The 22,987-nt window shown below is 62.1% G+C and carries 23 protein-coding genes; 3 read left to right on the top strand and 20 right to left on the bottom strand.

Features of this window, described 5'->3' with window-relative positions; all coding sequences use genetic code 11:
- Positions 1-21 precede the first annotated feature (21 nt).
- The gene (locus BFP92_RS19755) at positions 22-1,440 is read left to right on the top strand and encodes an FAD-dependent oxidoreductase (protein ID WP_003187920.1); all 1,419 of its coding nucleotides are present in this window, start codon (positions 22-24) and stop codon (positions 1,438-1,440) included.
- Between the two features lie 223 nt (positions 1,441-1,663).
- Positions 1,664-2,731 (top strand): uroporphyrinogen decarboxylase, encoded by a 1,068-nt coding sequence (gene hemE / locus BFP92_RS19750; RefSeq protein WP_065930754.1) that lies wholly within the window; start codon positions 1,664-1,666, stop codon positions 2,729-2,731.
- Between the two features lie 50 nt (positions 2,732-2,781).
- Here the strand turns inward: hemE and BFP92_RS19745 are convergent, their stop codons facing one another.
- From BFP92_RS19745 to BFP92_RS19735, 3 genes are all read right to left on the bottom strand, one after another.
- Positions 2,782-3,423, bottom strand: coding sequence for a retron system putative HNH endonuclease (locus BFP92_RS19745; RefSeq protein ID WP_065930753.1), 642 nt, complete (start codon positions 3,421-3,423; stop codon positions 2,782-2,784).
- Positions 3,420-4,694 carry an AAA family ATPase gene (locus BFP92_RS19740; RefSeq protein WP_065930752.1) on the bottom strand — a complete coding sequence of 425 codons (1,275 nt, stop codon included), beginning with the start codon at positions 4,692-4,694 and terminating at the stop codon, positions 3,420-3,422. Before BFP92_RS19740 ends, BFP92_RS19745 begins: the two co-directional genes overlap by 4 nt.
- 76 nt (positions 4,695-4,770) lie before the next feature.
- Positions 4,771-6,048 (bottom strand): MFS transporter, encoded by a 1,278-nt coding sequence (locus BFP92_RS19735; RefSeq protein WP_065930751.1) that lies wholly within the window; start codon positions 6,046-6,048, stop codon positions 4,771-4,773.
- Positions 6,049-6,172: 124 nt separating this feature from the next.
- Here BFP92_RS19735 and BFP92_RS19730 point away from each other — a divergent pair, with 124 nt between their 5' ends.
- Positions 6,173-7,123 carry a LysR family transcriptional regulator gene (locus BFP92_RS19730; protein WP_065930750.1) on the top strand — a complete coding sequence of 317 codons (951 nt, stop codon included), beginning with the start codon at positions 6,173-6,175 and terminating at the stop codon, positions 7,121-7,123.
- 294 nt (positions 7,124-7,417) lie between these two features.
- On the opposite strand, the gene BFP92_RS19725 is transcribed toward BFP92_RS19730, so the two are convergent.
- The 17 genes from BFP92_RS19725 to BFP92_RS19645 are packed head-to-tail and all read right to left on the bottom strand — an operon-like array spanning position 7,418 to position 22,986.
- Positions 7,418-7,837, bottom strand: coding sequence for a hypothetical protein (locus BFP92_RS19725; RefSeq protein ID WP_065930749.1), 420 nt, complete (start codon positions 7,835-7,837; stop codon positions 7,418-7,420).
- A gap of 26 nt (positions 7,838-7,863) precedes the next feature.
- On the bottom strand, positions 7,864-9,090 hold the full coding sequence (locus BFP92_RS19720; protein WP_065930921.1) for a beta-ketoacyl-ACP synthase: 1,227 nt from the start codon (positions 9,088-9,090) through the stop codon (positions 7,864-7,866).
- A complete protein-coding gene (gene fabG / locus BFP92_RS19715) occupies positions 9,090-9,818 on the bottom strand; it encodes a 3-oxoacyl-ACP reductase FabG (protein WP_056860606.1) in 729 nt (242 codons plus the stop codon). Before fabG ends, BFP92_RS19720 begins: the two co-directional genes overlap by 1 nt.
- A complete protein-coding gene (locus BFP92_RS19710) occupies positions 9,815-10,276 on the bottom strand; it encodes a hotdog family protein (RefSeq protein ID WP_065930748.1) in 462 nt (153 codons plus the stop codon). Before BFP92_RS19710 ends, fabG begins: the two co-directional genes overlap by 4 nt.
- A complete protein-coding gene (locus BFP92_RS19705) occupies positions 10,273-11,439 on the bottom strand; it encodes a beta-ketoacyl-[acyl-carrier-protein] synthase family protein (RefSeq protein WP_065930747.1) in 1,167 nt (388 codons plus the stop codon). The genes BFP92_RS19710 and BFP92_RS19705 overlap by 4 nt, the downstream gene beginning before the upstream one ends.
- Positions 11,436-11,918: a hypothetical protein gene (locus BFP92_RS19700; RefSeq protein WP_065930746.1), complete on the bottom strand. Its 483-nt coding sequence runs from the start codon at positions 11,916-11,918 to the stop codon at positions 11,436-11,438. Before BFP92_RS19700 ends, BFP92_RS19705 begins: the two co-directional genes overlap by 4 nt.
- Positions 11,915-12,649: a class I SAM-dependent methyltransferase gene (locus BFP92_RS19695; protein WP_065930745.1), complete on the bottom strand. Its 735-nt coding sequence runs from the start codon at positions 12,647-12,649 to the stop codon at positions 11,915-11,917. The genes BFP92_RS19700 and BFP92_RS19695 overlap by 4 nt, the downstream gene beginning before the upstream one ends.
- Positions 12,646-13,893 (bottom strand): NAD(P)/FAD-dependent oxidoreductase, encoded by a 1,248-nt coding sequence (locus BFP92_RS19690; RefSeq protein WP_083221763.1) that lies wholly within the window; start codon positions 13,891-13,893, stop codon positions 12,646-12,648. Before BFP92_RS19690 ends, BFP92_RS19695 begins: the two co-directional genes overlap by 4 nt.
- 33 nt (positions 13,894-13,926) lie before the next feature.
- Positions 13,927-16,239 carry an MMPL family transporter gene (locus BFP92_RS19685; RefSeq protein ID WP_065930743.1) on the bottom strand — a complete coding sequence of 771 codons (2,313 nt, stop codon included), beginning with the start codon at positions 16,237-16,239 and terminating at the stop codon, positions 13,927-13,929.
- Positions 16,229-16,924 carry an outer membrane lipoprotein carrier protein LolA gene (locus BFP92_RS19680; RefSeq protein ID WP_065930742.1) on the bottom strand — a complete coding sequence of 232 codons (696 nt, stop codon included), beginning with the start codon at positions 16,922-16,924 and terminating at the stop codon, positions 16,229-16,231. The genes BFP92_RS19685 and BFP92_RS19680 overlap by 11 nt, the downstream gene beginning before the upstream one ends.
- The gene (locus BFP92_RS19675; protein WP_065930741.1) at positions 16,921-17,346 is read right to left on the bottom strand and encodes an acyl-CoA thioesterase; all 426 of its coding nucleotides are present in this window, start codon (positions 17,344-17,346) and stop codon (positions 16,921-16,923) included. The genes BFP92_RS19680 and BFP92_RS19675 overlap by 4 nt, the downstream gene beginning before the upstream one ends.
- Positions 17,339-18,880 carry an HAL/PAL/TAL family ammonia-lyase gene (locus BFP92_RS19670; RefSeq protein WP_065930740.1) on the bottom strand — a complete coding sequence of 514 codons (1,542 nt, stop codon included), beginning with the start codon at positions 18,878-18,880 and terminating at the stop codon, positions 17,339-17,341. Before BFP92_RS19670 ends, BFP92_RS19675 begins: the two co-directional genes overlap by 8 nt.
- On the bottom strand, positions 18,864-19,799 hold the full coding sequence (locus tag BFP92_RS19665) for an LpxL/LpxP family acyltransferase (protein WP_065930739.1): 936 nt from the start codon (positions 19,797-19,799) through the stop codon (positions 18,864-18,866). Before BFP92_RS19665 ends, BFP92_RS19670 begins: the two co-directional genes overlap by 17 nt.
- On the bottom strand, positions 19,796-20,530 hold the full coding sequence (locus tag BFP92_RS19660; RefSeq protein WP_065930738.1) for a glycosyltransferase family 2 protein: 735 nt from the start codon (positions 20,528-20,530) through the stop codon (positions 19,796-19,798). Before BFP92_RS19660 ends, BFP92_RS19665 begins: the two co-directional genes overlap by 4 nt.
- Positions 20,523-22,193, bottom strand: a complete 1,671-nt coding sequence (locus BFP92_RS19655) for an acyl-CoA synthetase family protein (protein ID WP_065930737.1) — start codon at positions 22,191-22,193, stop codon at positions 20,523-20,525. Before BFP92_RS19655 ends, BFP92_RS19660 begins: the two co-directional genes overlap by 8 nt.
- Positions 22,190-22,735, bottom strand: a complete 546-nt coding sequence (locus tag BFP92_RS19650) for a COG4648 family protein (protein WP_065930736.1) — start codon at positions 22,733-22,735, stop codon at positions 22,190-22,192. Before BFP92_RS19650 ends, BFP92_RS19655 begins: the two co-directional genes overlap by 4 nt.
- Complete coding sequence (locus BFP92_RS19645) at positions 22,732-22,986, bottom strand: acyl carrier protein (protein ID WP_003187949.1); 255 nt, start codon at positions 22,984-22,986, stop codon at positions 22,732-22,734. The genes BFP92_RS19650 and BFP92_RS19645 overlap by 4 nt, the downstream gene beginning before the upstream one ends.
- Between the last annotated feature and the right edge of the window lies 1 nt (position 22,987).

Here is a 22,987-nt window from a genome sequence, read left to right as displayed (position 1 = left end):
AGAGTTTGATGAGGTTTTAACATGGCTGAACGTCTGAATAACGACTTCCAGTTCATCGATGTCGGGCGCAAAGATCCGAAGAAGAAACTGTTGCGTCAACGCAAGAAAGAGTTCGTGGAAATCTACGAACCCTTCAAACCCCAGCACTCGGCCGACCAGGCCCACCGCTGCCTGGGGTGCGGTAACCCGTATTGCGAATGGAAGTGCCCGGTGCACAACTTCATTCCCAACTGGCTCAAGCTGGTGGCCGAGGGCAACATCCTCGCCGCCGCCGAGCTGTCGCACCAGACCAACACCCTGCCGGAAGTCTGCGGCAGGGTGTGCCCGCAAGACCGTCTGTGCGAGGGTGCCTGCACCCTTAACGACGGCTTCGGCGCGGTGACCATCGGTTCGGTGGAGAAGTACATCACCGACACCGCGTTCGCCATGGGCTGGCGCCCGGACATGTCCAAGGTCAAGCCGACCGGCAAACGCGTTGCGATCATCGGCGCAGGCCCGGCGGGCCTGGGCTGTGCCGACGTGCTGGTGCGCGGCGGCGTGACCCCGGTGGTGTTCGACAAGAACCCGGAAATCGGCGGCCTGCTGACCTTCGGCATCCCCGAGTTCAAGCTGGAAAAAACCGTGCTGAGCCACCGTCGTGAAGTCTTCACCGGCATGGGTATCGAGTTCCGTCTCAATACCGAAATCGGCAAAGACATCACCATGGAGCAACTGCTCGCCGAATACGACGCCGTGTTCATGGGCATGGGCACCTACACCTACATGAAGGGCGGCTTTGCCGGTGAGGACCTGCCGGGCGTGTATGACGCGCTCGACTTCCTGATCGCCAACGTCAACCGCAACCTGGGCTTTGAAAAGTCGCCGGAAGATTTCGTCGACATGAAAGGCAAGAAAGTCGTGGTGCTGGGCGGTGGTGACACCGCGATGGACTGCAACCGCACCTCGATCCGCCAGGGCGCCAAGTCGGTGACCTGTGCTTATCGCCGTGACGAAGCCAACATGCCCGGTTCGCGCAAAGAGGTGAAGAACGCCAAGGAAGAAGGCGTGAAATTCCTCTACAACCGCCAGCCGATCGCCATCGTCGGTGAAGACCGTGTCGAAGGCGTGAAGGTGGTCGAGACTCGTCTTGGCGAGCCGGACGCCCGTGGCCGTCGCAGCCCCGAGCCGATCCCGGGTTCCGAAGAGATCATTCCGGCTGACGCCGTGGTCATCGCCTTCGGTTTCCGCCCAAGCCCGGCGCCGTGGTTCGAGCAGTTCGAAATCCAGACCGACAGCCAGGGCCGCGTAGTCGCCCCGGAACAAGGCCAGTACAAGCACCAGACCAGCAACCCGAAAATCTTTGCCGGTGGCGATATGGTGCGCGGCTCTGACCTGGTAGTGACCGCGATCTTCGAAGGCCGCAACGCCGCCGAAGGCATCCTGGATTACCTGCAGGTCTGATGATCGTTCCCACGCTCTGCGTGGGCATGCAGCCAGGGACGCTCTGCGTCCCGACTGGCGCGACGCGGAGCGTCACAGGAGGCGTTACCACGCGGAGCGTGGGAACGATCTTGCGACGGCATTACCGCGACAAATTGACCCGATAGACAAAAGGCACGGCTCACTCCGTGCCTTTTGCGTCGCGCTCTGAGAAAATGCCCGCACTTTTTTTGCGGATGCCGACATGACTGCCCTCAAGAACGACCGTTTCCTTCGCGCCCTGCTCAAGCAACCCGTAGACGTCACGCCCGTGTGGATGATGCGTCAGGCCGGTCGCTACCTGCCGGAATACCGCGCCAGTCGCGCCAATGCCGGCGACTTCATGAGCCTGTGCATGAACCCGGAGTTCGCCTGCGAAGTCACGATGCAGCCGCTGGACCGCTACCCACAACTGGATGCTGCCATCCTCTTCTCCGACATCCTCACCATCCCTGACGCCATGGGCCAAGGCCTGTATTTCGAAACCGGCGAAGGCCCGCGTTTCAAAAAAGTCGTCAGCACCCTGGCTGATATCGAAGCCCTGCCGATCCCGGACCCGCACAAAGACCTCGGCTACGTGATGGACGCCGTGAGTACCATCCGCCGCGAGCTTAACGGCCGTGTGCCGCTGATCGGCTTCTCCGGCAGCCCGTGGACACTGGCTACCTACATGGTCGAAGGCGGTTCGTCGAAAGACTTCCGAAAAACCAAGGCCATGCTCTACGACAACCCGCAAGCCATGCACCTGCTGCTGGACAAGCTCGCGCAGTCGGTAACCAGCTACCTCAACGGCCAGATCATGGCCGGCGCGCAAGCGGTGCAGATCTTCGACACCTGGGGCGGCAACCTGTCGTCGGCGGCTTACCAGGAGTTCTCCCTGGCCTACATGCGCAAAATCGTCAGTGGCCTGATCCGCGAACACGAAGGCCGCAAAGTGCCGGTCATCATGTTCACCAAAGGCGGCGGCCTGTGGCTGGAAAGCATTGCTGATGCCGGTGCCGATGCACTGGGCCTGGACTGGACCTGCGACCTCGGCGAAGCCCGCCAGCGCGTGGGCAACCGCGTGGCGCTGCAAGGCAACATGGACCCAACCGTGCTCTACGCCAACCCGGAAGCGATCCGCACCGAAGTCGGCCGCATCCTGGCCAGCTATGGCAAGGGCAGCGGGCACGTGTTCAACCTTGGCCATGGCATCACCCCGGAAGTGAACCCGGAGCACGCTGGCGCGTTCCTGCGCGCAGTGCATGAGCTGTCGGCGCAATACCACGAGTGATTGTTGTCCAATAAAAACGCCCGGTATATGCCGGGCGTTTTTTGTTTACATCAATGTCCGAGTAACTGCTCCGCGTAGCGTGCAACGATATGGTCGAAAGCTTCGTGTTGCCCGCCGACAGGCTGACGGGATCGCTGGATGATTTTCTCCAACTCATCAATCGTGAAATCAGCTAGAAAATTGTTGTCGAAAATACCTTCCAGTTTTTCCTTGCGGCGGCTGTTCAAGAACTCGATATCGAGTGCGAGCAGCTTGATCATGGCTTCGGCAGGCGCGTCGTGGTTGTTGCCTTCAATCTCACCTAGTAAAGTAAATCTGAAGCGACTTTCGCAGCCCTCTTCCAGTGGAGACACATGTGACTCTTCGTAAAAGTCGCTCCCTTTACGATGTCCACAATGGGCTGGCGTGGGCGTTTCGGTTTCACCCTGGCAGGACGCGTGGAGGTTGGTGTACTCCAAGTCCAGATGCTCAAAGTTTTTCTGGGGACGAAAGTGTTCGATGTGGCTTGAGCCCTGGCTGATTTTGTCTCCGCAATAACAACAGGCATGACCCTGCTCAGTTAGCAGGCTGGTATGCAGTTCTTGTTTCTGCGGATGCCGAAGTTCTGAATAGGTGGGGGTCCATTCTTCATTGGCTAAGGCCTTCCACTCGGTAAATGAAGCGGGCTCAGTTCCTTTGATAATGCGCTTCATCGGCCAATTATCTCCTTACGCCGCAAGAGAGCTTCAGCTCTCACGAACTCTGGGAGATCGGGGGCTTTTTCTCTCAGGGCCTGAAGTTGGACCTTGGCTTTCTCAAGTTCGTTGTCTTCTAAAGTTGAGAACAACACTGAAAGATCGGTAGCAATCTCGGGGACGCGCTTGCTAACGCCCATTACCTCTTCAAGTACACCACTGGAGTCGAGACCATAGGTAACCTTGGGATGAGAGGCGTTGCCGTCGTTCAGGAGGATGACTTCTTCTGTCTGAAGGCTGCCAATAATTTGTGGAGAATGACTGGCTGCAATGAATTGGACTCTCGGGAACGCACCTCTCAACGCTGGAACAATAGTGCGTTGCCAGGCAGGGTGTAGGTGAATATCCAGCTCGTCGATGATGATGACGCCGGAAGTATTCTTTAGAACCTCACTTCCCATATGCGGGTTAAGAATACAGATGCGACGGGCGATATCTGAAAACAGGGCAATCATCCCCCGCTGGCCATCGCTAAGATTATTAAATGGAAGTATTTTTCCGTCACCGAAATCGACCAATAAAGTTCGAAGCTCTATGTCGTAGTAAATGCCTACGGATTGCGGAATGGCAAATCTAAGTGCAGAGTTGACCCATCGTAATTCGTCATCAAAGCCGTTCTCTGGCGGGCCTCCAGCACGATAAGCTTTTTGAAGTTGCTCTAGCGTCTTTCCGATAATCCAGCTTTCTAGGTCGCGTAGATCTGCTGCCGCATCGGACCATGCTTTATAACCGTCTAACCTCGACAGTCGATCAGTTATAGCTTCCGTTGCGGAAGTGTTGGGAGCAATCCAGCGGCGGTCCGCACGATAGAAGGCTAGAACTGGAAGGTCCGTTTCTATCCCTGTATTAAGGCCTTCAATTCCTTCTCTTACCGCTCCAACGAGTTCCGAATCAGGAAAAACAATTTCGTCTACTCTTAGCTTTTGTGATGCCCAAGAGGTATGGGAAAAGACATCTCCTTGTGCCTCAAGGCGCATTGGATATCGGCGCTCAAAGCGCGTTCTGTTCTCAAAGGTATCTATTACAAATCGTACATAGTCATCTGACTTCTCGGAGGTGTAGTTACCAGTGGCGTTCCCCACGTCGATAAAGCTCGCCGCCACCGCCTGCAACAACGAAGTCTTACCACTCCCATTAACCCCCACCACCAGGTTAAACCCCGGCTGGAATTCAAAAGTGGCATCTTCGTAGCAACGAAAATTTTGAATATGAAGCTGGTCCAGGCGCATTCTGGCTTTCCTTTACCAAGACTGACGAATGCCGTCAGTGTACCTTGGCCCGCCAGAACCGCCAGAGGCGCAGGTGTTACGCGCTTTTAGCGTGCCCCAGCGGCGGCAACTTCGCCAGCCTCAGCGCCACCAGCAGCGCGCCAATCAACAGCGCCACGATAAACCCGCCAATCCCGTTCCACCCGGCAAAGTGCCAGAAGAACCCGCCCGCCGTCCCCGCGACACTCGACCCTACGTAGTAGCAAAACAGGTACAGCGACGACGCCTGCCCTTTGGCCTTCACTGCCCGCCGCCCAATCCAGCTGCTGGCCACCGAATGCGCGCCGAAGAAGCCGAAGGTGAAAATCAGCATGCCCGGCACCACCAGCCACAGCGGGGAGAACAGGGTCAGCAGCATCCCCGACAGCATCAAGACGATGGTGCCCCACAGCACGCGACGGCGACCGAGGCGGTCAGCCAGGGAGCCGATTTTGGCCGAGCTGTAGATGCCCGACAGGTACACCAGCGACAGCAGGCCGACCACGGCCTGGCTCAGCTCGTAGGGTGAAGCCAGCAGGCGATAGCCGATGTAGTTGAACATCGTCACGAACGCGCCCATCAGCAGGAAGGCTTCGAGGAACAACCACGGCAGGCCCGCGTCCTTGAAATGCATGACAAAACCGTCCACCAAGTTGCGCGGCTTGAGGCTGCTGGCGCGGAAGTTGCGCGATTCGGGGAGGATTTTCCAGAACACCGTGGCCGCGATCAGGGCCAGCGCGCCGATGATCAGCATTGCGGTGTGCCAGCTCACAAAGTCGATCAACACGCCGATGATCAGGCGCCCGCTCATGCCGCCAATCGCGTTGCCGCCGATGTACAAGCCCATTGCCAGGCCGATGTGCTGCGGGTGGATCTCTTCGCTCAGGTAAGTCATCGCCACGGCCGCCAGGCCGCTTAGCGACAAGCCCACCAGCGCACGCATCAGCAGAATGCCTTCCCAGGTCGGCATCAAGCCGCTGACGATGGTGGCCAGCGCGGCACAGAACAATGCAGCAACCATCACCGGCTTGCGTCCCAAACGGTCGGAAATCGGCCCGGTGATCAGCAGGCCCAGCGCCAGCATCGCTGTAGCGACAGAGAGGATCAGGCTGCTTTGCGCCGCATTGATGGAGAACTCGTGGGACAGCGCCGGCATCATCGGCTGCACGCAGTACAGCAGGGCAAAGGTGGCAAACCCGCCGGAGAACAGCGCCAGCACCGTGCGCATGAACATCGGCGTGCCTTTTTCGATGTACGCGTCATTGAGCTGAGCGACCACCTCATCCAAGGCGGTGGGCGGGACTTCTTGAGCGAATGGCGCGACAGCAGATTTCACGGGGACCTCGGGGAGGAAAAGCCTGCCAGGACTGGCAATACGAAAAAGAATATAGCTGCCTAATGATTCTTTCCAATATATTGTTCGACCTGTTTAAGAGGTTTTACGACCTAATGAGGTTTGCATGGAATTGCGTCACTTGCGGTACTTCATTGCCGTCGCCGAAGAGCTGCATTTTGGCCGCGCCGCGCAGGTGCTGGGCATCTCTCAACCGCCGTTGAGCCAGCAGATCCAGGCGCTGGAACAGGAGGTAGGCGCACGCTTGTTTGAGCGCACCAATCGTCGGGTTGAGCTGAGCGAGGCCGGCCGATTGTTCCTGCACGAGGCGCGTTTGGTGTTGGAGCAGGTGGATAAAGCCGCCGACGTGGCGCGCCGCGCGCAACTGGGCGAGTTAGGCGAATTGAAGATCGGCTTCACCTCGTCGGCGCCATTCAACTCCGGCATTCCACAGGCGATCTTTGCGTTTCGTAAAGCCTTCCCGGCGGTGCACCTGAATTTGCAGGAAATGAGCAGCACCGAGGTGGCCGAGTCGCTGGTGGATGAGTCGATTCAGGTGGGCCTGATGCGCCCGCTGCCGTTGCCGGATTCTCTAAGCGTGATCGAGTTGATGCGCGAGCCTTTGGTCGCGGTATTGAACGCTGGCCATCCGTTGGTGGAAGGCAGCGAGCGCGGCCTGCACCTGGCGCAACTGGCTGAGGAACCGTTTGTATTTTTCCCACGCACCTACGGCAGCGGCCTCTACGCTCAGTTGCTCAACCTGGCCCGCGATGCCGGCTTCAGCCCGCACTTCGCCCAGGAGGCCGGGGAGGCGATGACCATCATCGGCCTGGTGGCGGCGGGGTTGGGGGTGTCGGTACTGCCGGCGTCTTACCAGCGCATCCGCATTGATGGCGTGGTCTATCGCACCTTGCTTGATCGGGAGGCCGTGACGGCGGTGTGGCTGGTGCAACGCAAGGGGGCGCAAACGCCGATGGCCAAAGCTTTTGTGGAGTTGCTAGTGGCGAGCGGGCTTGTTGTGGCGAGCGGGCTTGCCCCGCGTTGGGTTGCGAAGCAGCCCCAAAACCTGACACCGTGATCTGCATGAAATAACGCGGTGATTTTATTGGGGCTGCTGCGCAACCCAACGCGGGGCAAGCCCGCTCGCCACATGTACTGTACCAGTCGTAAGGACGGCGGCGCTTTGCCACCGATTGCAGGTGACCTGTTTTCAGGCATACTGGCCAGGTTCCCGAAAGGGGCTTGTGAGACTCTGAGGATCCTGGGTAACCAGCCATCGCAGAGCCGGGCAGGAAGTGGCGATGACAAGCCGACCTGTTTGTGAAGAGGGCGCCGAAAGGCGCCCTTTGTCGTTTCTGCAGAACGCAAAGCCTCAGTTCTGCTTCAACGCCTCCACGCCATTGATACCCGCACTCTGCAAGCCCGCCATGATGTCGCGGTCCAGCATGCTCACCCAGCGGTTGTAGTTGCGATGGATCTTGCCGTCCTTGTAGCCCAGGTCGCGGCTGTCGCGGTAGGTGATGGCGTAGCTGGTGCGGGTGTAGCGGATATCGATTTCGGCGTGGAATTGGTTACGCACGGTGATTTCGGCCTGCACCAGTTGCGGGCTCAGGCGTTGCACGGTCCACTCGCGTTTTTGCAGGGCCGCGACGATCACCTGTTTGATTTTCTCTTCGCTGAGCTGGGCCGTGGCCGGCAAATCGTGCTGGGTGTTAAGCACGGGTTTGCTGGTGCAACCGGCGGTGGTTAGCAGGGCCAGAGTGATCAGGGTGGCGCGTAGCAAGGAAGACATTCCGTTTTCTCCAATCAATTAAAAAATCAGGACCAGCGGCGAAAGATCAGCGAAGTGTTGACGCCGCCGAAGGCAAAATTGTTGTTCATCACATAGTCGTTGTGCATCTCGCGAAACCCACCTTGCAGGTAATCCAGTTCGCCGCATTGCGGGTCGACAGCATCCAGATTGAAGGTGTGTACGTACTGGTCGCGGTTCATCATTTCGATGCTGAACCACGACTCCAGCGCGCCGCACGCGCCCAAGGTGTGGCCCAGAAAGCTCTTCTGCGAACTGATCGGCATGCGGCTGCCGAACAGGCTGCTGGTGGCCAGCGTTTCGGCGATGTCGCCCTGGTCGGTGGCGGTGCCGTGGCCGTTGACGTAGCCGATGGCGGATGGCTCAAGCCCGGCATCTTCCAGCGCCAGCTCCATGGCGCGGCGCATGGTTTTCTGCTCCGGGCGCGTGGTGTGCTGGCCGTCGGCGTTGCTGCCAAAACCCACCAGTTCGGCGTGGATATGCGCACCGCGTGCCAAGGCGTGTTCCAGCTCTTCGAGCACCAGCATGCCACCGCCTTCGCCGATCACCAGGCCGTCACGGCCGCTGTCGTAAGGGCGCGGGCTGGTCTGCGGCGCGTCGTTTTTCAGGCTGGTGGCGTACAGCGCGTCGAACACCATGGCTTCGGTGGGGCACAGCTCTTCGGCGCCGCCGGCAAGCATCAACGGCAAGCGGCCGAACTTGATCGCCTCGTAGGCGTAACCAATGCCCTGGCTGCCGCTGGTGCAGGCGCTGGAGGTGGGGATCAGCCGCCCGGTGAGGCCAAAGAAGATGCTGATATTTGCCGCCGTGGTGTGCGGCATCATGCGCACATAGGAGTTGGCATTCAGCCCCTCGGCCACCGAGTTCAGCAGCATATTGCCGAACGCCTTGATCTCATCGGTGCTGCCGGTAGATGAGCCACAGGCCACGCCCATGCGCCCGTCCTTGATCGATTCATCGCCGAGCAACCCGGCGTCCTGCAACGCCTGTTCCGCCGCCCATACCGCCAGGCGTGAGACGCGGCCCATGCTGCGCAGTTGCTTGCGCGTCCAGTGCGCAGGCACGACGAAATCGTCGATCGGCCCGGCCAGACGCGTGTTCAATTCAGTAAAACGGTCCCACTCATCCATGCGCCGGATGCCGCTGTGGTTGGCGCGAAAGTTGGCGGCGATGGTGTCCCAATCGCTGCCCAGGGAGGTCATGCCGGCCATGCCGGTGACGACGACGCGCTTCATCAGCACAAGCCCCCATTCACGGCCAGCACTTGGCGCGTGATATAGCCGGCCTCGGCCGACATCAGGAAGTTCACTGCACCGGCGACCTCTTCCGGGGTGCCCATGCGCTGCGCCGGAATCATCTTCATCAGTTCTTCGACCGGCACGTTTTCATCCAGCATCGCCGTGTCGATCAAGCCGGGGGCCACGCAGTTGACGGTGATCTTGCGCTTGCCCAGTTCAATCGCCAGGGCCTTGGCTGCGCCGATCAACCCGGCTTTGGAGGCACTGTAGTTGACCTGGCCACGGTTGCCGATCAAGCCGGAAACCGAGGTGATGCACACAATGCGTCCGGCCGCGCGACGACGAATCATCGGCATCATCACCGGGTGCAGCACGTTGTAGAAACCATCCAGGTTGGTGCGCATCACCACATCCCAATCGTCTTCCGAGAGGGCCGGGAAAGCGCCGTCGCGGGTCAGGCCGGCGTTGAGCACCACGCCGTAATAGGCGCCATATTGCTCCACGTCGGCCTCAAGGATCTCCTTGCAGCTGGCGCGATCCGCCACATCGAATTGCAGCACCCGCGCCTTGCGGCCCAATGCCTCGACCTCGACTTTTACCGCGTCCGCTTCAGCGCGGCCACTGCGGCAATGCAGCACGATGTCATGCCCGGCCTGGGCCAGGCGCAGGGCAATGGCGCGGCCGATGCCACGGCTGGAGCCGGTGACCAGTACGGATTCAGTCATGGCGTTGCGTCCTTCGGTTCTTCTAAATAGTTGGCCGCCTGGGGCGGTCGAAATACGTTCAAGCGTGCGCTGGCCTGGATACCGTCGCCGGTCAGGTGGCATTCGAACACACCCATGCCGTTGTCGTCTTCCAGCGAGCGCAGGCCGTGGATGCGCAGCTCGGCACCGGCCGGGAAATGCTCCACGTTGCATTCAAACTTGCGCGTGCCGAGCAGGAAACCCAGTTCCACTGCCTCGCCGTTCCGGCGCGCGCGGCAGCCGGCATAGGCGGCGACGCTCTGCGCCATCAGCTCGATGCCGACCCAGGCGGGCAGGCTGCCGTCCGGCCGGTTGAACAGGCCGCCGGGCTTGACGGTGGCGCGGGTGTGAACCTGCTCTTCATCGAACGACAGCACTTGGTCGATCAGGATCATGTCGCCCGCGTGGGGCAGCAGCTCGGCGAGTGGCCAATCGATCATGGGGCCTCCGCGATTATCAGGCTGACGTTATTGCCGCCGAAGGCAAACGAGTTGCTCATCAGGCAGCGTTTTTTCAAGGTGTCGCCGGTCTGTGCCCACTGCAACGCGGGCAGCGCCGGGTCGGCTTGGCCGTCCCACACATGCGGCGGTACACGGTCATGGATCAGGCTCAACCAGCAGAACGCCGCTTCCAGCGCGCCTGCGGCACCGAGGGTGTGACCGCTCATGGGCTTGGTCGACGAACAGGCTACGCCTTGAGGAAACAGGCTGGCGACGGCCAGGCTTTCCATGGCGTCGTTGTGTTGGGTCGCGGTGCCGTGCAGGTTCAGGTAACCGATGTGTTCCGGTTCAAGTTTGGCACTGGCCAAGGCCTTGCGCATCGACTGCAACGCACCTTTGCCGGTGGGCTCGGGCGCGGAGATATGGTGCGCATCGCAACTGGCGCCGCTGCCGAGCAAGGCAATCGGCGCAGGCGTTTTAGTCATCAGGAACAGCACCGCCGCTTCGCCGATATTGATGCCGTTGCGGTTAACCGAAAACGGATTGCAACGCTCGCTGGAGACCGCTTCCAGCGCGGTAAAGCCGTTCAGCGTCAGCTTGCACAGGCTGTCGACGCCACCGCAGATCACCGCATCACACACACCCAGGTCGAGCAGGCGCTGGGCGCTCATCAACGCACGGGCGCTGGAAGTGCAAGCAGTAGAAATCACATAGGCCGGGCCGCTGACGTGCAACCAGTCGGCGAGAAAATTCGCCGGTGCGCTGAGTTCCTGTTGCTGGTAGTCATAGTCGCCCGGGAACTGCTGCCCACGCAGGTAATGCGCGATGCCGCGACTGGCTTCATCGATGCCCGAGGTGCTGGTGCCCAGCACAATGCCGACCCGCGAGGCGCCGTAGGTGTGGATCGCCCGGCGCAGCTCGCTTTCAATCTGCACGGCCGCTTCCAGCAGCAATTGGTTATTGCGGCTGCTCTGCGGGCGTAGCTCAGCCGGGATTGCCACCAGCTCACTGCGCACGCCGCCCACTGGCAGCACACGCTCCGGCACCCAACCGCTTTCGGCGCGCATGCCGGAGCAATCGCCGGCAAACAGGTTGCGGCTGACCTCAGCCTGGCCCCGCCCCAGGGCGCAGATCACGCCCAGGGCATTCAGGTAAGCCGTCATCGCGCCGCCCCCAGTGGGGTGATGCGGTAGCTCAACGGCTGGTCGGCCATGTTCACGCTGAACACCTCGGAGGACTGATAGACAATCTGCCAATGCCCTGGCAGCGTGCGCGTCAGGTCCATGGCCTGGGCACGCGGGTACAGCGTGGGCACGTCATCGGCCGAGGTCAGCGCAAACAACAGCGCCGCAAACAGCTCACGCGCCTGCGGATTGGGCGGCAGCAAGCCGTCGGCTTGCCACTGGCCATTGATCAGCTTTTGCCGGGCCTGGGGAATACCCAACGGGTCCATCATCGACCAACGAATGGCCGTGCCTTCGCGCTGGATCACCAGCAGCCAATCCTGGGTTTGGCCGTCGGCGCGGCGCTGCACGTGCAATTGCATGGGCAAGGCCAGGGCCGGGGTTTTTTCGGGCAGTGGCGGCTGGCTGACGCAGGCGCTCAGCAGCAACAGGCAACCCATCAACAGCATACGAATCATGTTTCGGCGCTCGCTAAAGGTTTACGCGCCACGCAGTTGACCAGGGTTTCTTCGCGCTGGCCAACCGGCGGTGGGCTGCGCAGGCCCCAGCGCTCCAGCAGGCCGAAATCGCTGGAGCGGCTCCACCACAAATACGGGTACGACACGTTCTGCGGGCCGAACTCAAAACCCTGCTCGCGCAGCATCTCCAGGTATTCTTCAGCGCTTTTCTGCACGTGCATCGGGTGGCGGAACAGCCAGCGAATCACCCAAGTGTCGATATAGGCTTCGGTGGATTCGGCAAACAGCAGATAGCCGCCCGGCTTGAGTACGCGATAGAACTCTTTCAAGGCGCGATGCTGTTCCACCAGATGGTGAAAGGTCTGGTGGCAGAACAGGATGTCGACGCTTGCGTCCGGCACCTGGAGCGTGGCGCAGTCGCTGCCGATCAGCTCGATGGCCAAGCCTTGGCGCTTGGCTTCCGCCTGGCTCAGCTCCAGGCTGTGCGGGTCGGCATCCAGGCCGATCAAGCGCTGTGGCGCGAACACCTGCTGCAAATACTGGAACGACTTGCCCTGGCCGCAACCGGCATCCAGCAACACCGGCGCCACGGGCAGCGGGTCGGTGAACAAGCTGCGCAGGTCATTGATCGCCACGCGCAACACGTGATGCTGCCAGGTGTGGCTGCGGAGGAACCAGAAGCCGAACCTGGTTTCTTCGACGTAGTTTTTACTCAGGTATTGGCTACTCATACCGGCTCCCCCGCGCAAATTTCCGAGAGCATCCGCAGCCGCCGCTTGGGCTCGCTGACAAATGGGTTGCGCTCATCCCAGGCGTAACCGGCGAGGATCGAACTGATCATCCGGCGAATCTCGGGTGAGCTGCCTGGGTGAAAAATCACGTCCTGGAAGGTGCCGGCATACCAGCCTTCGACATAGCAACGGAAGGTGTCGACCCCGCGTTTGAGCGGCTCGGCGAACTCGGTTTGCCAGTCGACGGTTTCGCCCTTGAGTTGGCGGCTGAGCACACCTGCGGCCATGCTCGCCGAGCGCATGGCGATGGTCACGCCGGAAGAGAACACCGGGTCGAGAAACTCCGCCGCATTGCCCAGCAGCGCAAAGCATGGGCCATGCAGGGTTTTGACGTTGGCCGAATAGCCGCCGAGGGTGCGTGCGGGCGTATCCCACACGGCGTTTTGCAACACGCCGGCGAGGCTTGGCGTCTCAGCGATGAAACCGCGCAGGCAGGCGTTGAGGTCGCTGTCGAGACCGTCGAAATGCTCCTTGGCTGCGACCACGCCCACCGAGCAGCGGCCATTGTTGAACGGGATGGTCCAGAACCAGATATCGCGCTGGGTCGGGTGAGTGGTGACAAGGATTTTGCTGCGATCAAAACCTGGGTGTGTGATGTGATCTTCAACGTGGGTAAACACCGCCTGGCGCACCGGGAAATTCGACGGCGCTTCCAGGTCCAGCAGGCGCGACAACACGCGGCCGTAGCCGCTGGCATCGAGCACGAACTTGGCCTTGAGGTGATAGTCGCTGCCGTTCTCGCGGCGCACATGCAGGTAGCGGCTTTCACCGGCGAAATCCACGCCGACGATGCTTTCGCCGTAGCGAATCTCTACGCCCTGCAAGGCCGCCTGATCGGCCAGCAACTTGTCGAACTCGCCGCGCTGCACCTGGAAGGTGGTGGGCTTGCCGTTGCTGAAGGTGTCACTGAAATCAAACGCACTGTAGCGCTCGCCCCAGGCGAACGCCGCGCCGGTTTTTACCTGGAAACCCGCAGCCTGCACGGCGTCGAGCATGCCGGCCTCTTCGATAAAGTCGATGCAGTGCGACAGCAGGCTTTCGCCAATCGAGAAACGCGGGAAATGCTCGCGCTCGATAATCAATACATCATGCCCGTTGCGCTTTAACAGCGCGGCGGCGATGGCGCCGGATGGCCCGGCACCGATCACCACCACCTGGCGACGTTCCATTTCAACTGTGGGCACGAGGGCTCCTTGCCACTTTGGCGATTAACACATTCATAAGGCGTGCTTCTGATGCCCGGCCCAAGGCGCCAGCATAAAGCTGAACGCCAGGCCAAGGCTGACCGACAGGCCGAAATTACTCACGGCGGGTGTACTCGACACCGCCAGCAGGCCAAACGACAACCAGGTCGTCAGCGCCGCCAGCAGCGTACCTAAAAGACTCACGGCCGCGCCGCCGATCTGCTCGCGCATCAAGATCGCATAGTCGACGCTGATGGCGGTGACCAACAGCAGGCCGAACAGACTGAACAAGGTCAGCGGCTGGCCCAGCCAACCGAGGCTGGCGAGGCTGCACAAGGCCGCGAGCAACGGCAGGGCGACGATGCGCAACGCACCGCCAAAGCCGAACGGCATGATCAATAACAGCACAATCAGCACACACGACATCAACTTCAATTGCGCCGCGCTGATCTGCGTGTCGGCAAACACCCGGTTCAAATCACCCAGCCGGTCGACCAGTTGCACGCCGGGTAAATCCAGCGCTTGCACGCGCAACAGCGCCGGGTTGTTCAGGCCTTGCAGGCTGACCATCGCCGCCACGCCGCCGTCCACCGGCCCCAGCCACAAGGTGCGCCATGGCTCAGCCAATGGGCCGATCAGTGCGGCATCGATGTCTTCGGTGGGCAGCGCTTGCAGTTGCGTGACTTCGGCTTGCAGCGCGCTGGCCGGCACGCCCAGGTCCAGCAGCGGCTGCCAGTGCTGTGCGAGGTTGTTCAGCGCATCACGCAGTTGTTGCTGCTCAGCTGGCAGGCTCACCAGTTGGTTGAGCGCCAGGTAGCCTTGCAGCTTGCCCATGTTCACCAACTGATCCAGGCGTTCGCCCAGGGCGGCCTGGCGTTCCAGCAACTGCTGCTGGTTGTCGGCGCGCACCAGGAAAAACTGGCTGGTGGGCTGGAACCCGGTGATACGCGCCACGGCCTGCGCCTCTTGCAGCAATTGCGGCGGGGCGCCGATCCACTGGCGGATATCGTTTTTACTGTTCAAGTGCCACAGGCCGCCCGCGCAAAACAACAGCAGCAGCGCCAGCAATACCGGGCTTGGCACGCGCTTGAGCAACGCGGCGCGCAATAGCCACAGGCATTCGGCGATGCGCAGCGGCCATTGCGCCGGGCGCAGTTCCACGTCCTTGAGCAGCGCGGGCAGCAGGCACACGGCCGACAGGTAAGCACCGACCAGGCCGGCGGCGGAGAACACCGCGATTTGCGTCAGCGCCGGGAACGGCGTCCAGGCCAGCGCCAGGTAGCCGATGCAACTGGTCGCCAGGCTCAGGCTCAGCCCCGGCAAGGTCAGGCGCAAGGCCGGCCAACTGCGCCAGGGTTGCAGGCTCCAGCTTTTGGACAGGTAGTGCAGCGGGTAATCCACCGCCACGCCGATCAGGCTGGAGCCCAGCACCAGGGTCATCACATGCATATGGCCGAACAGCGCCACACAGGCCACCGCGCCGAACAGCATGCCCACCAGCACCGGCACAAACGCCAGCAACACGCGCCAGCGCCGGAACGCCAGCAACAGCAACAACAGGATGCCCAGCGTGGCGCCGCCACCCACCCAGGTGATTTCCCGCGTGGCTTGTTGCTGCCCGTTGGCGGCGTAAAGCAGGCCGCTGGCAGCGAGCAATTGCGCGCCTTGCTCGCGGGCCTGTTCGCGACCGGCCTGGAGCAGATCCGCCACTTGCAGCGGCAGTTTCATGTCAAAGGCATTGCCGGTGGTGCGCGCACGCAGCAGCACCCAGCTTTTGCCGTCGGCATCGGCAATCAATGCGCCGCTGCCGATATCCAGCTGCACCGAACCGTGCTGCGGCTGGCTGTTCTGGATGCGCCCGGTGAGGCCCAGCCAGTCGTCCTGGCTCGGCACCAGGCTGAACCCGGTAAACGGGTCGAACAAAGCCTGCACGCGCTGCTGGATGAACACGTCGGGCTGTTCGATCAACTGCTTGCGGTCCTTGGCCGAGAGCATTGCCAGCCGCCCGCGCAGCAGTTGTTCACGCAGGGCGGGCAAGTCGGCTTGCAGGTTCCACTGCACTTTTTCAAACAGCCCGCTGGCCTGCCAGCGTTCGCCCATCTGCTGCGCCACTGCTACGGCTTTTTGCCGATCGGCATGCCCTACCAACACCAGCATTTCGCGGTTCAGCGGTTCCTGCATGCGCTGTTCGGCCTTAAGTTCCAGCGCGTCCGGCGTGCTGCCCGGCACCAGCTCCATCAGGTTGGCCGACAACGGCGCACCCTGGCGCCATTGCCAGCCGGCCAGGGCCAATACCGCCACCAGCAGGATCAAGAACAGGCGCGGCAGCCAGCGCTCACTGGGCAAAGTCGTGTTGCTCCGATTCGCTCAACGGTTGGCCGGCAGTGCTGTCCTGCATGCGCAGCACGGTGCTGTCGCCCTGGGTTTCCAGCAGTTCGATTGTTTGCACCAGCTCGCCGCCGTCGATATTGATCCGGGTGAACACCTGCTTGAGCAGCAGCGAGCGTGGGACCAGCGTCAGCTTCCACTGTCGGGCTTCGCCTTGCAGTTGCAGCTCGAAATCACGCTGCAAGCCACTGCTGTCGCCCTGAAGCACGGCCAGAAACAGGCGATTCTGCTCGGCACCGGCGCTCTTGTTCGGCAGCAATTGCCAGCCATTGGCGTCACGCCGGGCAATGCCTTGGGCGCTGATGCGGTAGTCCTGTTGCAGCGGGGTTTTGAGCAGCCACAGCAGGCCGTGGTCTTTGGCGAGTACGAACGTGCCTTTGCTGACCAAGGGCTGGGGCAGGGCGCGCAGGTGTTTTTCCTGGGTGAAGTTGCCGTGGATGACGGAGGGTTTGGCCAGTTGGTCGCTGAGCTGCTGCAAGTCGAAAGCGTGAGCCAGACCTGGAATACACAACAACAGAACGAACCCGATCAATGTGGGAGCGGGCTTGCTCGCGAATAGCCTGAGTGCGCCGCGTAGTGTCAGGCGACCCACGTTATCGTTGACGACCTTCGCGGGCAAGCCCGCTCCCACAGGGGATCTCATTTCAGGGCTCTCTCTACGGCGTTGGTGAATACTTTTGGCGAGGCCAGCTGCATCTCGCGGCTGGCGATTTCAACCGCCACTTGCACGGTGCTGGCGCGAGTCAGGCGCTCGCCGCTGGCGAGGTCGGTAATCAGGTAGTTCACCTTCAAACGGTTCTCCCATTCCACCAAACTGGCGCGCACGTTGAGGGTCTGGCCGAACACCGCGCCGCGCACATAGCGCAGCTGCATGTCGATCACCGGCCAGGCGTAGCCGGATTCGAGCATCGCCGTGTAGTTGTGGCCGAGCTTGTCCAGCAACGCGCAGCGCGCCACTTCCAGGTACTTCACGTAATGCCCGTGCCACACCACGTTCATGGTGTCGACATCAAAAAACGGCACGAGTATTTGCGTGTCGCAATGCAAAACGCCCTGGCTACGCATGCAGCCTCCAGTGTTGCTCGGCGATACGTTTGAGGCACAGGCGCAGTTCGCCTTCCAGGGCGCGGTCTTCGATCACCGGCGGGAAGTCTTTGGCCAGCTCGATATGCATGGCCGCCAGGGCCGGTGGCAGTGGGCGTGCGTCTTCAGCCTGGGCGCGCAGCCACACGCCCTGGTTGGCGGCGAGCAGCGTGGCGGCGGCGACCTGTTCGGTCAGCTCCAGCACGCGGATTGCGTCGCGGGCAGCGATGGTGCCCATGCTCACCTTGTCCTGGTTGTGGCACTCGGTGGAGCGCGAGAACACGCTGGCCGGCATGGTGTTTTTCAGCGCTTCGGCGGTCCAGGCGCTGGTGCCGATCTGCACGGCCTTGAAGCCGTGGTTGATCATCGCGCGGTCTGCCGGCGCGCCGGACAGGTTGCTCGGCAGGCCATGGTTGTAACGCACGTCTACCAGCAGCGCGAGTTGGCGGTCGAGCAGGTCGGCGACGTTGGCCACCAGGGTCTTGAGGCTGTCCATGGCAAAAGCGATATGCCCGCCGTAGAAGTGACCGCCGTGCAGCACGCGTTCTGCTTCGGCGTCGATGATCGGGTTGTCGTTGGCGCTGTTCAGTTCGATTTCGATAAATGAACGCAGCCAGTTCAAGCTGTCGGCCAACACGCCCAGCACATGCGGTGCGCAGCGCAGCGAATAGCGATCCTGCAAGCGGTGCAGCGGCGCGGTCGGCGCATCGATCGCCAGGTCCTTGCGCAGCCACGCAGCCACTTGCATCTGCCCCGGATGCGGCTTGGCGGCGAACAGGCGCTCGTCGAAGTGTTCCGGGTTGCCTTGCAGCGCCACCACGTTCAACGCGGTGATGCGCGTGGCCAGTTGCAGCAGGTAGTCGGCACGGGCGAAAGCCAGGCAGGCAAGGCCGGTCATCACGGCGGTGCCGTTCATCAAGGCCAGGGCTTCCTTGGGGCGCAGCACCAGCGGTTCCCAGCCGAGTTCACGGTGCACGTCGGCAGCCTGGCGGCGTTCGCCACGGAACAGCACTTCGCGCTCACCGGACAGGGTCGCAGCCACATAGGACAGCGGCGTCAGATCGCCGCTGGCGCCCACCGAACCTTCTTCCGGGATCAGCGGCAGCACGTCGTGTTCGAGGAAGGCATGCAGGCGCTCCAGCAACTCCACACGCACACCGGATACGCCATGGCACAGCGACTGCAAGCGTGCGGCGAGCACAGCGCGGGTGGCTTGGGCGTCGAGTAACTTGCCCAGGCCGCAACCGTGGAAGGTGTAGAGGTGGCGCGGCAACGCTTCGACGTGCTGCAACGGCACCGCCACCACGCAGGAGTCGCCGTAGCCGGTGGTCACGCCGTAGATCACGCCTTCCTTGTCCAGCAGCGAGTCGAGGAACTGCGCGCCTTTGGCGATGCGCTGGCGATAAGCGGCGTCAGCCTGCATTTGCGTGGGCGCCTGGCGGTTGGCCAGGGCCAGCACGTCTTCGATTGGCAGGTGGCGTTCGCCAAAAATTACCGGTTCAAGATGCGGGGTCATCGGTCTTCCAGAAAGGGTAAAAGTTGAACCATTGTTGGGGCGCCTCCAGGCAAAACTGGCCCAGGCGTGCGGCGTAGCGGGCGGTCCACAGGGCAATGACCTGCTCGCGGGTGCTGCGCTTCCATTCGATCAAGGCGGCGAACGGCTCGATGGTCAGGCGATAGCGGCCATTGTGCTTGAGGCACATCAGCAGGTTGACCGGGCATTTGAGCAGGCCGGCCAGCAGCCACGGGCCTTGAGGGAAGGCGGCGGCATGCCCAAGGAAATCCACGCGCACCTTGCGCCCGCCGTGCAGCGGCACGCGGTCACCGGCAATCGCCAGCCACTCGCCCTCGTCCAGTCGCTGGCTGAGCAGCAGCATGGTCGCCGGGTCCAGCTCGCTGACCTGAATCAGGCGCAAATGCGTGGCCCCGGCTTCGCCCAGCAGGCGGTTGAATTGTTCGGCGTGCTTGGTGTGCACCAGCACGTTCATGGTGACTTGCTCGCCGATCTCTGCGAGTGCACGGCACACCTCAAGGTTGCCCAAGTGCGCGCCCACCAGCATCTGGCCGCGCTCGCCGCGCAGTTGCCCGCGCAACTGCGCCGGGTCGTTGATTTCGATCTGTCCGATGCGCAGCTTGCCGTTCCACACGTCGAGCTTGTCGAGCAGGGAGTCGGCGAAGGCCATGAACTGGCCGAACACGCTTTTATGGCTGGGCCGCAACGCGTCGCGCCCGCTCCAGTCGGCCAGGCGCTGCTGGTATTCCCAGGTGCTTTGCCGCGCCGTGCGGCCGAACAGGAAAAAGTACAAAACAATGCCGTACAGCACCGGGCTCAACAGGCGACGGCCCAGCACTTTGGCCGCGAACGCGGTGAGTTTCATCAGCCAGAAGCTGCCGCGTTCTTCACGGTCGGCCCAGTGTTTGGTGCTGTCACTCATGCCTGCCACCGTCGCCACACAATCATCGGCGCGCGCACCAGCATGCCGAAGAACAGCCGGGTGTGCATGGCACTGATGCGCACGTTGTCGCGGAACAGGCGGAAGTGTGACACGCCGTCGGTGGGGTAATGCACCTGAGTCGGCAGCCAGCGCATCGGCTGGTTGCGCCAGGCCAGGCGCACCAGGATGTCAGAGTCGAAATCCATGCGCGTGCCAATGTACGCCGAGTCCATCAACGCCAGGGTGGGCGCCAATGGGTACACGCGAAAACCGCACATCGAGTCGCGAATCTGCAGTGACAGGGTGTTGATCCACACCCACACGTGGGTCAGGTAGCGCGCGTACAAGCGGCCTTTTGGCACGCTGTCGTCGTATTCGGGGTAGCCGCAGATCACCGCGTTTGGGTGCGTGCGCGAGGCGTCGAGGAAACTGTCGACTTCACGCAGGTCGTGCTGGCCGTCGGCGTCTACTTGCAGGGCGTGGGTAAAGCCCAGGCGCGCGGCTTCGCGAAAACCGGCCATGACCGCGCCGCCTTTGCCTTGGTTGTTTGGCAGGGTCAGCAAGGTGACGTGATCGAGCGTTGCCAGGTGCGCCAATACCGCGGCGCACGCCGGGCTGCTGCCGTCATCGACCAGCAGGCACGGCAGGCCGCTGTTCAACAGGCTGTGCACCACGGCGGGTACGGCGGTTTCGTGGTTGTAGACCGGGATGAGGGCGCAGGGGTTATGCATGCGCGCTTACCAGTTTGATCCGGCCACTGGAGCACGCCGCATCGCCGTTGCGGTACGCGAAGTACAGCTTGCCGCGCTCCGGGTCGAAGCGCAGGTGCAGTTCGATCTGGTCACCTGGGCGCACCAGTTGCTGGAACTTGAGCACTTCCATCCCGGCAAAGGTCGTGGGTAAGTCCAGCAGTTGCTGGCCGAGGTTGAAGGCCCATTCCACCTGCACCACGCCCGGCAGCACCGGCGTGACCGGGAAATGGCCGCTGAAGTAGGCCAGGTCCGGCGGAATGCTCAGTTGCACAGTCCACTCGCCGTTGGCTTCGACTTGCTCCAACACTTCCGGCGCCTTTGGCCGTGGTGCCAGCAGCAACGCCTCGACGTCGGCCTGGGGCAGTTTGCCCTGGCTGTTCAGCGGCAGCTGGCGCAGCAAGCGCCAGCGACGGGGCAGGGCCAGGGCTTCGCAATGCTGGCTCAAATGTTCGCGCAGGGTTTGGGTGACGGTGCGGCGGCCCTGGTTGCGCAGCGCATGCAGGCCCTCGGTGCTCAACACCACCAGTGCGCCGAGTGAGGCGCGGTTTTCCTGCACCACGCCCAGACGGGTTTCAGCGACCCAGGCGTGGGTCAGCAATGCCTGTTCGAGCATGGGCAGGGAGATGCGTTTTTCTTCCAGTTTGACGATGCGGTCCAGGCGCCCGAGCAGCTCGAAGCGGCCATCGCAATGAATGCGCGCCGCGTCGGCGGTTTGTTCGATATGCCCGGCCGGCAGGTACGGCGAGGCAATGCGCAGGGCGCCGTCGGCATCCTGGCTCAGCACGACATCGGCAAATGGCTGCCATGGCTGTGCGCCCTGGCGCCAGGCGATGCCGCCGGTTTCCGAGCTGCCGAGGATTTCCGTCGGCCATTGCTGCAAGCGGTCGTACAGGCTGCCGGCGGCTTCCACCGGCAGCGCGCCGCCGGAGGAGAATACTCGCGACACTTGGCTCAGTGCGGGCCAGTCGAGGTTGTCGCCCATGCGCTTGAGCAGCGCGGGGCTGGCGACCCAGGCAAATTGTGCATGCTCGCGGCTGGCGCGCTGCATGTCTTCAGGGAAGGCCAGTTGCTTGCGCACAAAAGTGCGACCGGCGCACAGCGGCCACAACACGCGAAACAGCAAACCATAGATATGCTGGGTGGCCACACTGCCGATGATGCAGGCGTCTTTGAGGTCTGCACCCCACAGTGCTTCCAGCGCCGCCACTTCGTTGGCCAGTTGGCGCAGGGTCTTGTCGATGCGCTTGGGTTCGCCGCTGGAGCCGGAGGTGCACAGGCTCAATTGGCAGGCGTCGAGGTCGAGCGCGGCAGGGCTCAACGGCGCTTGATACAACGCGTCCAGATCGGTGGCCTCAACCAGCCAGGCGTCTACGCTGTCGTCCCAGCGTTGACGGGTCTGCGGCTGCAAGTCGGCGGGCAGCAGTACGCTGACCCCGGCCCGCCAGGCGCCCAGCAGGGCAATCGCCAGCACACCGGCGTCTTCCAGGTGCACCGCCAAGCGCCGGATGCCGCGCGCCTGCAGGCCCGCCGCCAGGCTCAGGGCCTGCTCGCAAAGTTGCACGTGATTCATCGCAGGTTCGGTGGTGACCGAACGTTGTTCCAGCGCCTCAAGCAGCACGTGCTCAAGTTTCAACCCATTCATACGCGGCCTCGAACCCTTTGTCGTACCAGCCATTCCACGGCAAACAGCAGCCCCATCAGCCCGTAGGCAATGAGGCCGTTGTACAACGTCCACCAGCTCAGCGGCGCCCACAGCGTGAGGGCGGCGGCGAGCAGGCCATTACACAGAAAAAACACGCTCCACACCACGGTGACCTGGCGCGTGTACACAATTGCGTTGGGCGGCAGCTGCGGGTCGGTCATGCGCGCCAGGCGCTCGACCATCGGCGGCCCGTATTTGAGGCTCAAGCCGAACAGCGCCAACATGAACGCGCTGACCAGGCTCGGGTACCAGCGCAGCAACTGCGGGTTGTCGAACCAGGCCAACAGCAGGCAAAACACGATCACCGCCACCGCCATCCAGCGGCTGCCGGGGCGCCGTGCGCCGGTCAGTGCGCGCAGCAACCACAGGCTGCCCAGCAGCAGGCCAAATTGCCACGGCGCAAAGTGTTCGGTGCCGTAATACACCGCAAAAGGGTACAGCAGCCCCGCCAGCAACAGGCCAAGGCCGATCAGTCGGCTCATGCGGCAGGCTGGACCAGACGGTACACCGCCTCAACCACGTCGTTGACGGTGCGCACCGCCTTGAATTCTTCAGCGGCGATCTTCTTGCCGGTCTGGCGCTTGATATGGTCGATCAGGTCGACGGCATCGATGCTGTCGATTTCCAGGTCCTGGTACAGGTTGGCGTCGAGGGTGACGCGCTCAGGCGGCAGTTCAAACAGTTCCACCAAGGCATCGCGCAGGGTGTTGAAAATATCGTCACGAGTTTGCATG

Source organism: Pseudomonas sp. 58 R 3 (assembly GCF_900006605.1).
In the GTDB taxonomy this organism is placed as follows: Bacteria; Pseudomonadota; Gammaproteobacteria; order Pseudomonadales; family Pseudomonadaceae; genus Aquipseudomonas; species Aquipseudomonas salomonii.
Note: the sequence above shows the minus strand (reverse complement) of the source record. Positions and strands in the feature narration are given on the sequence as shown.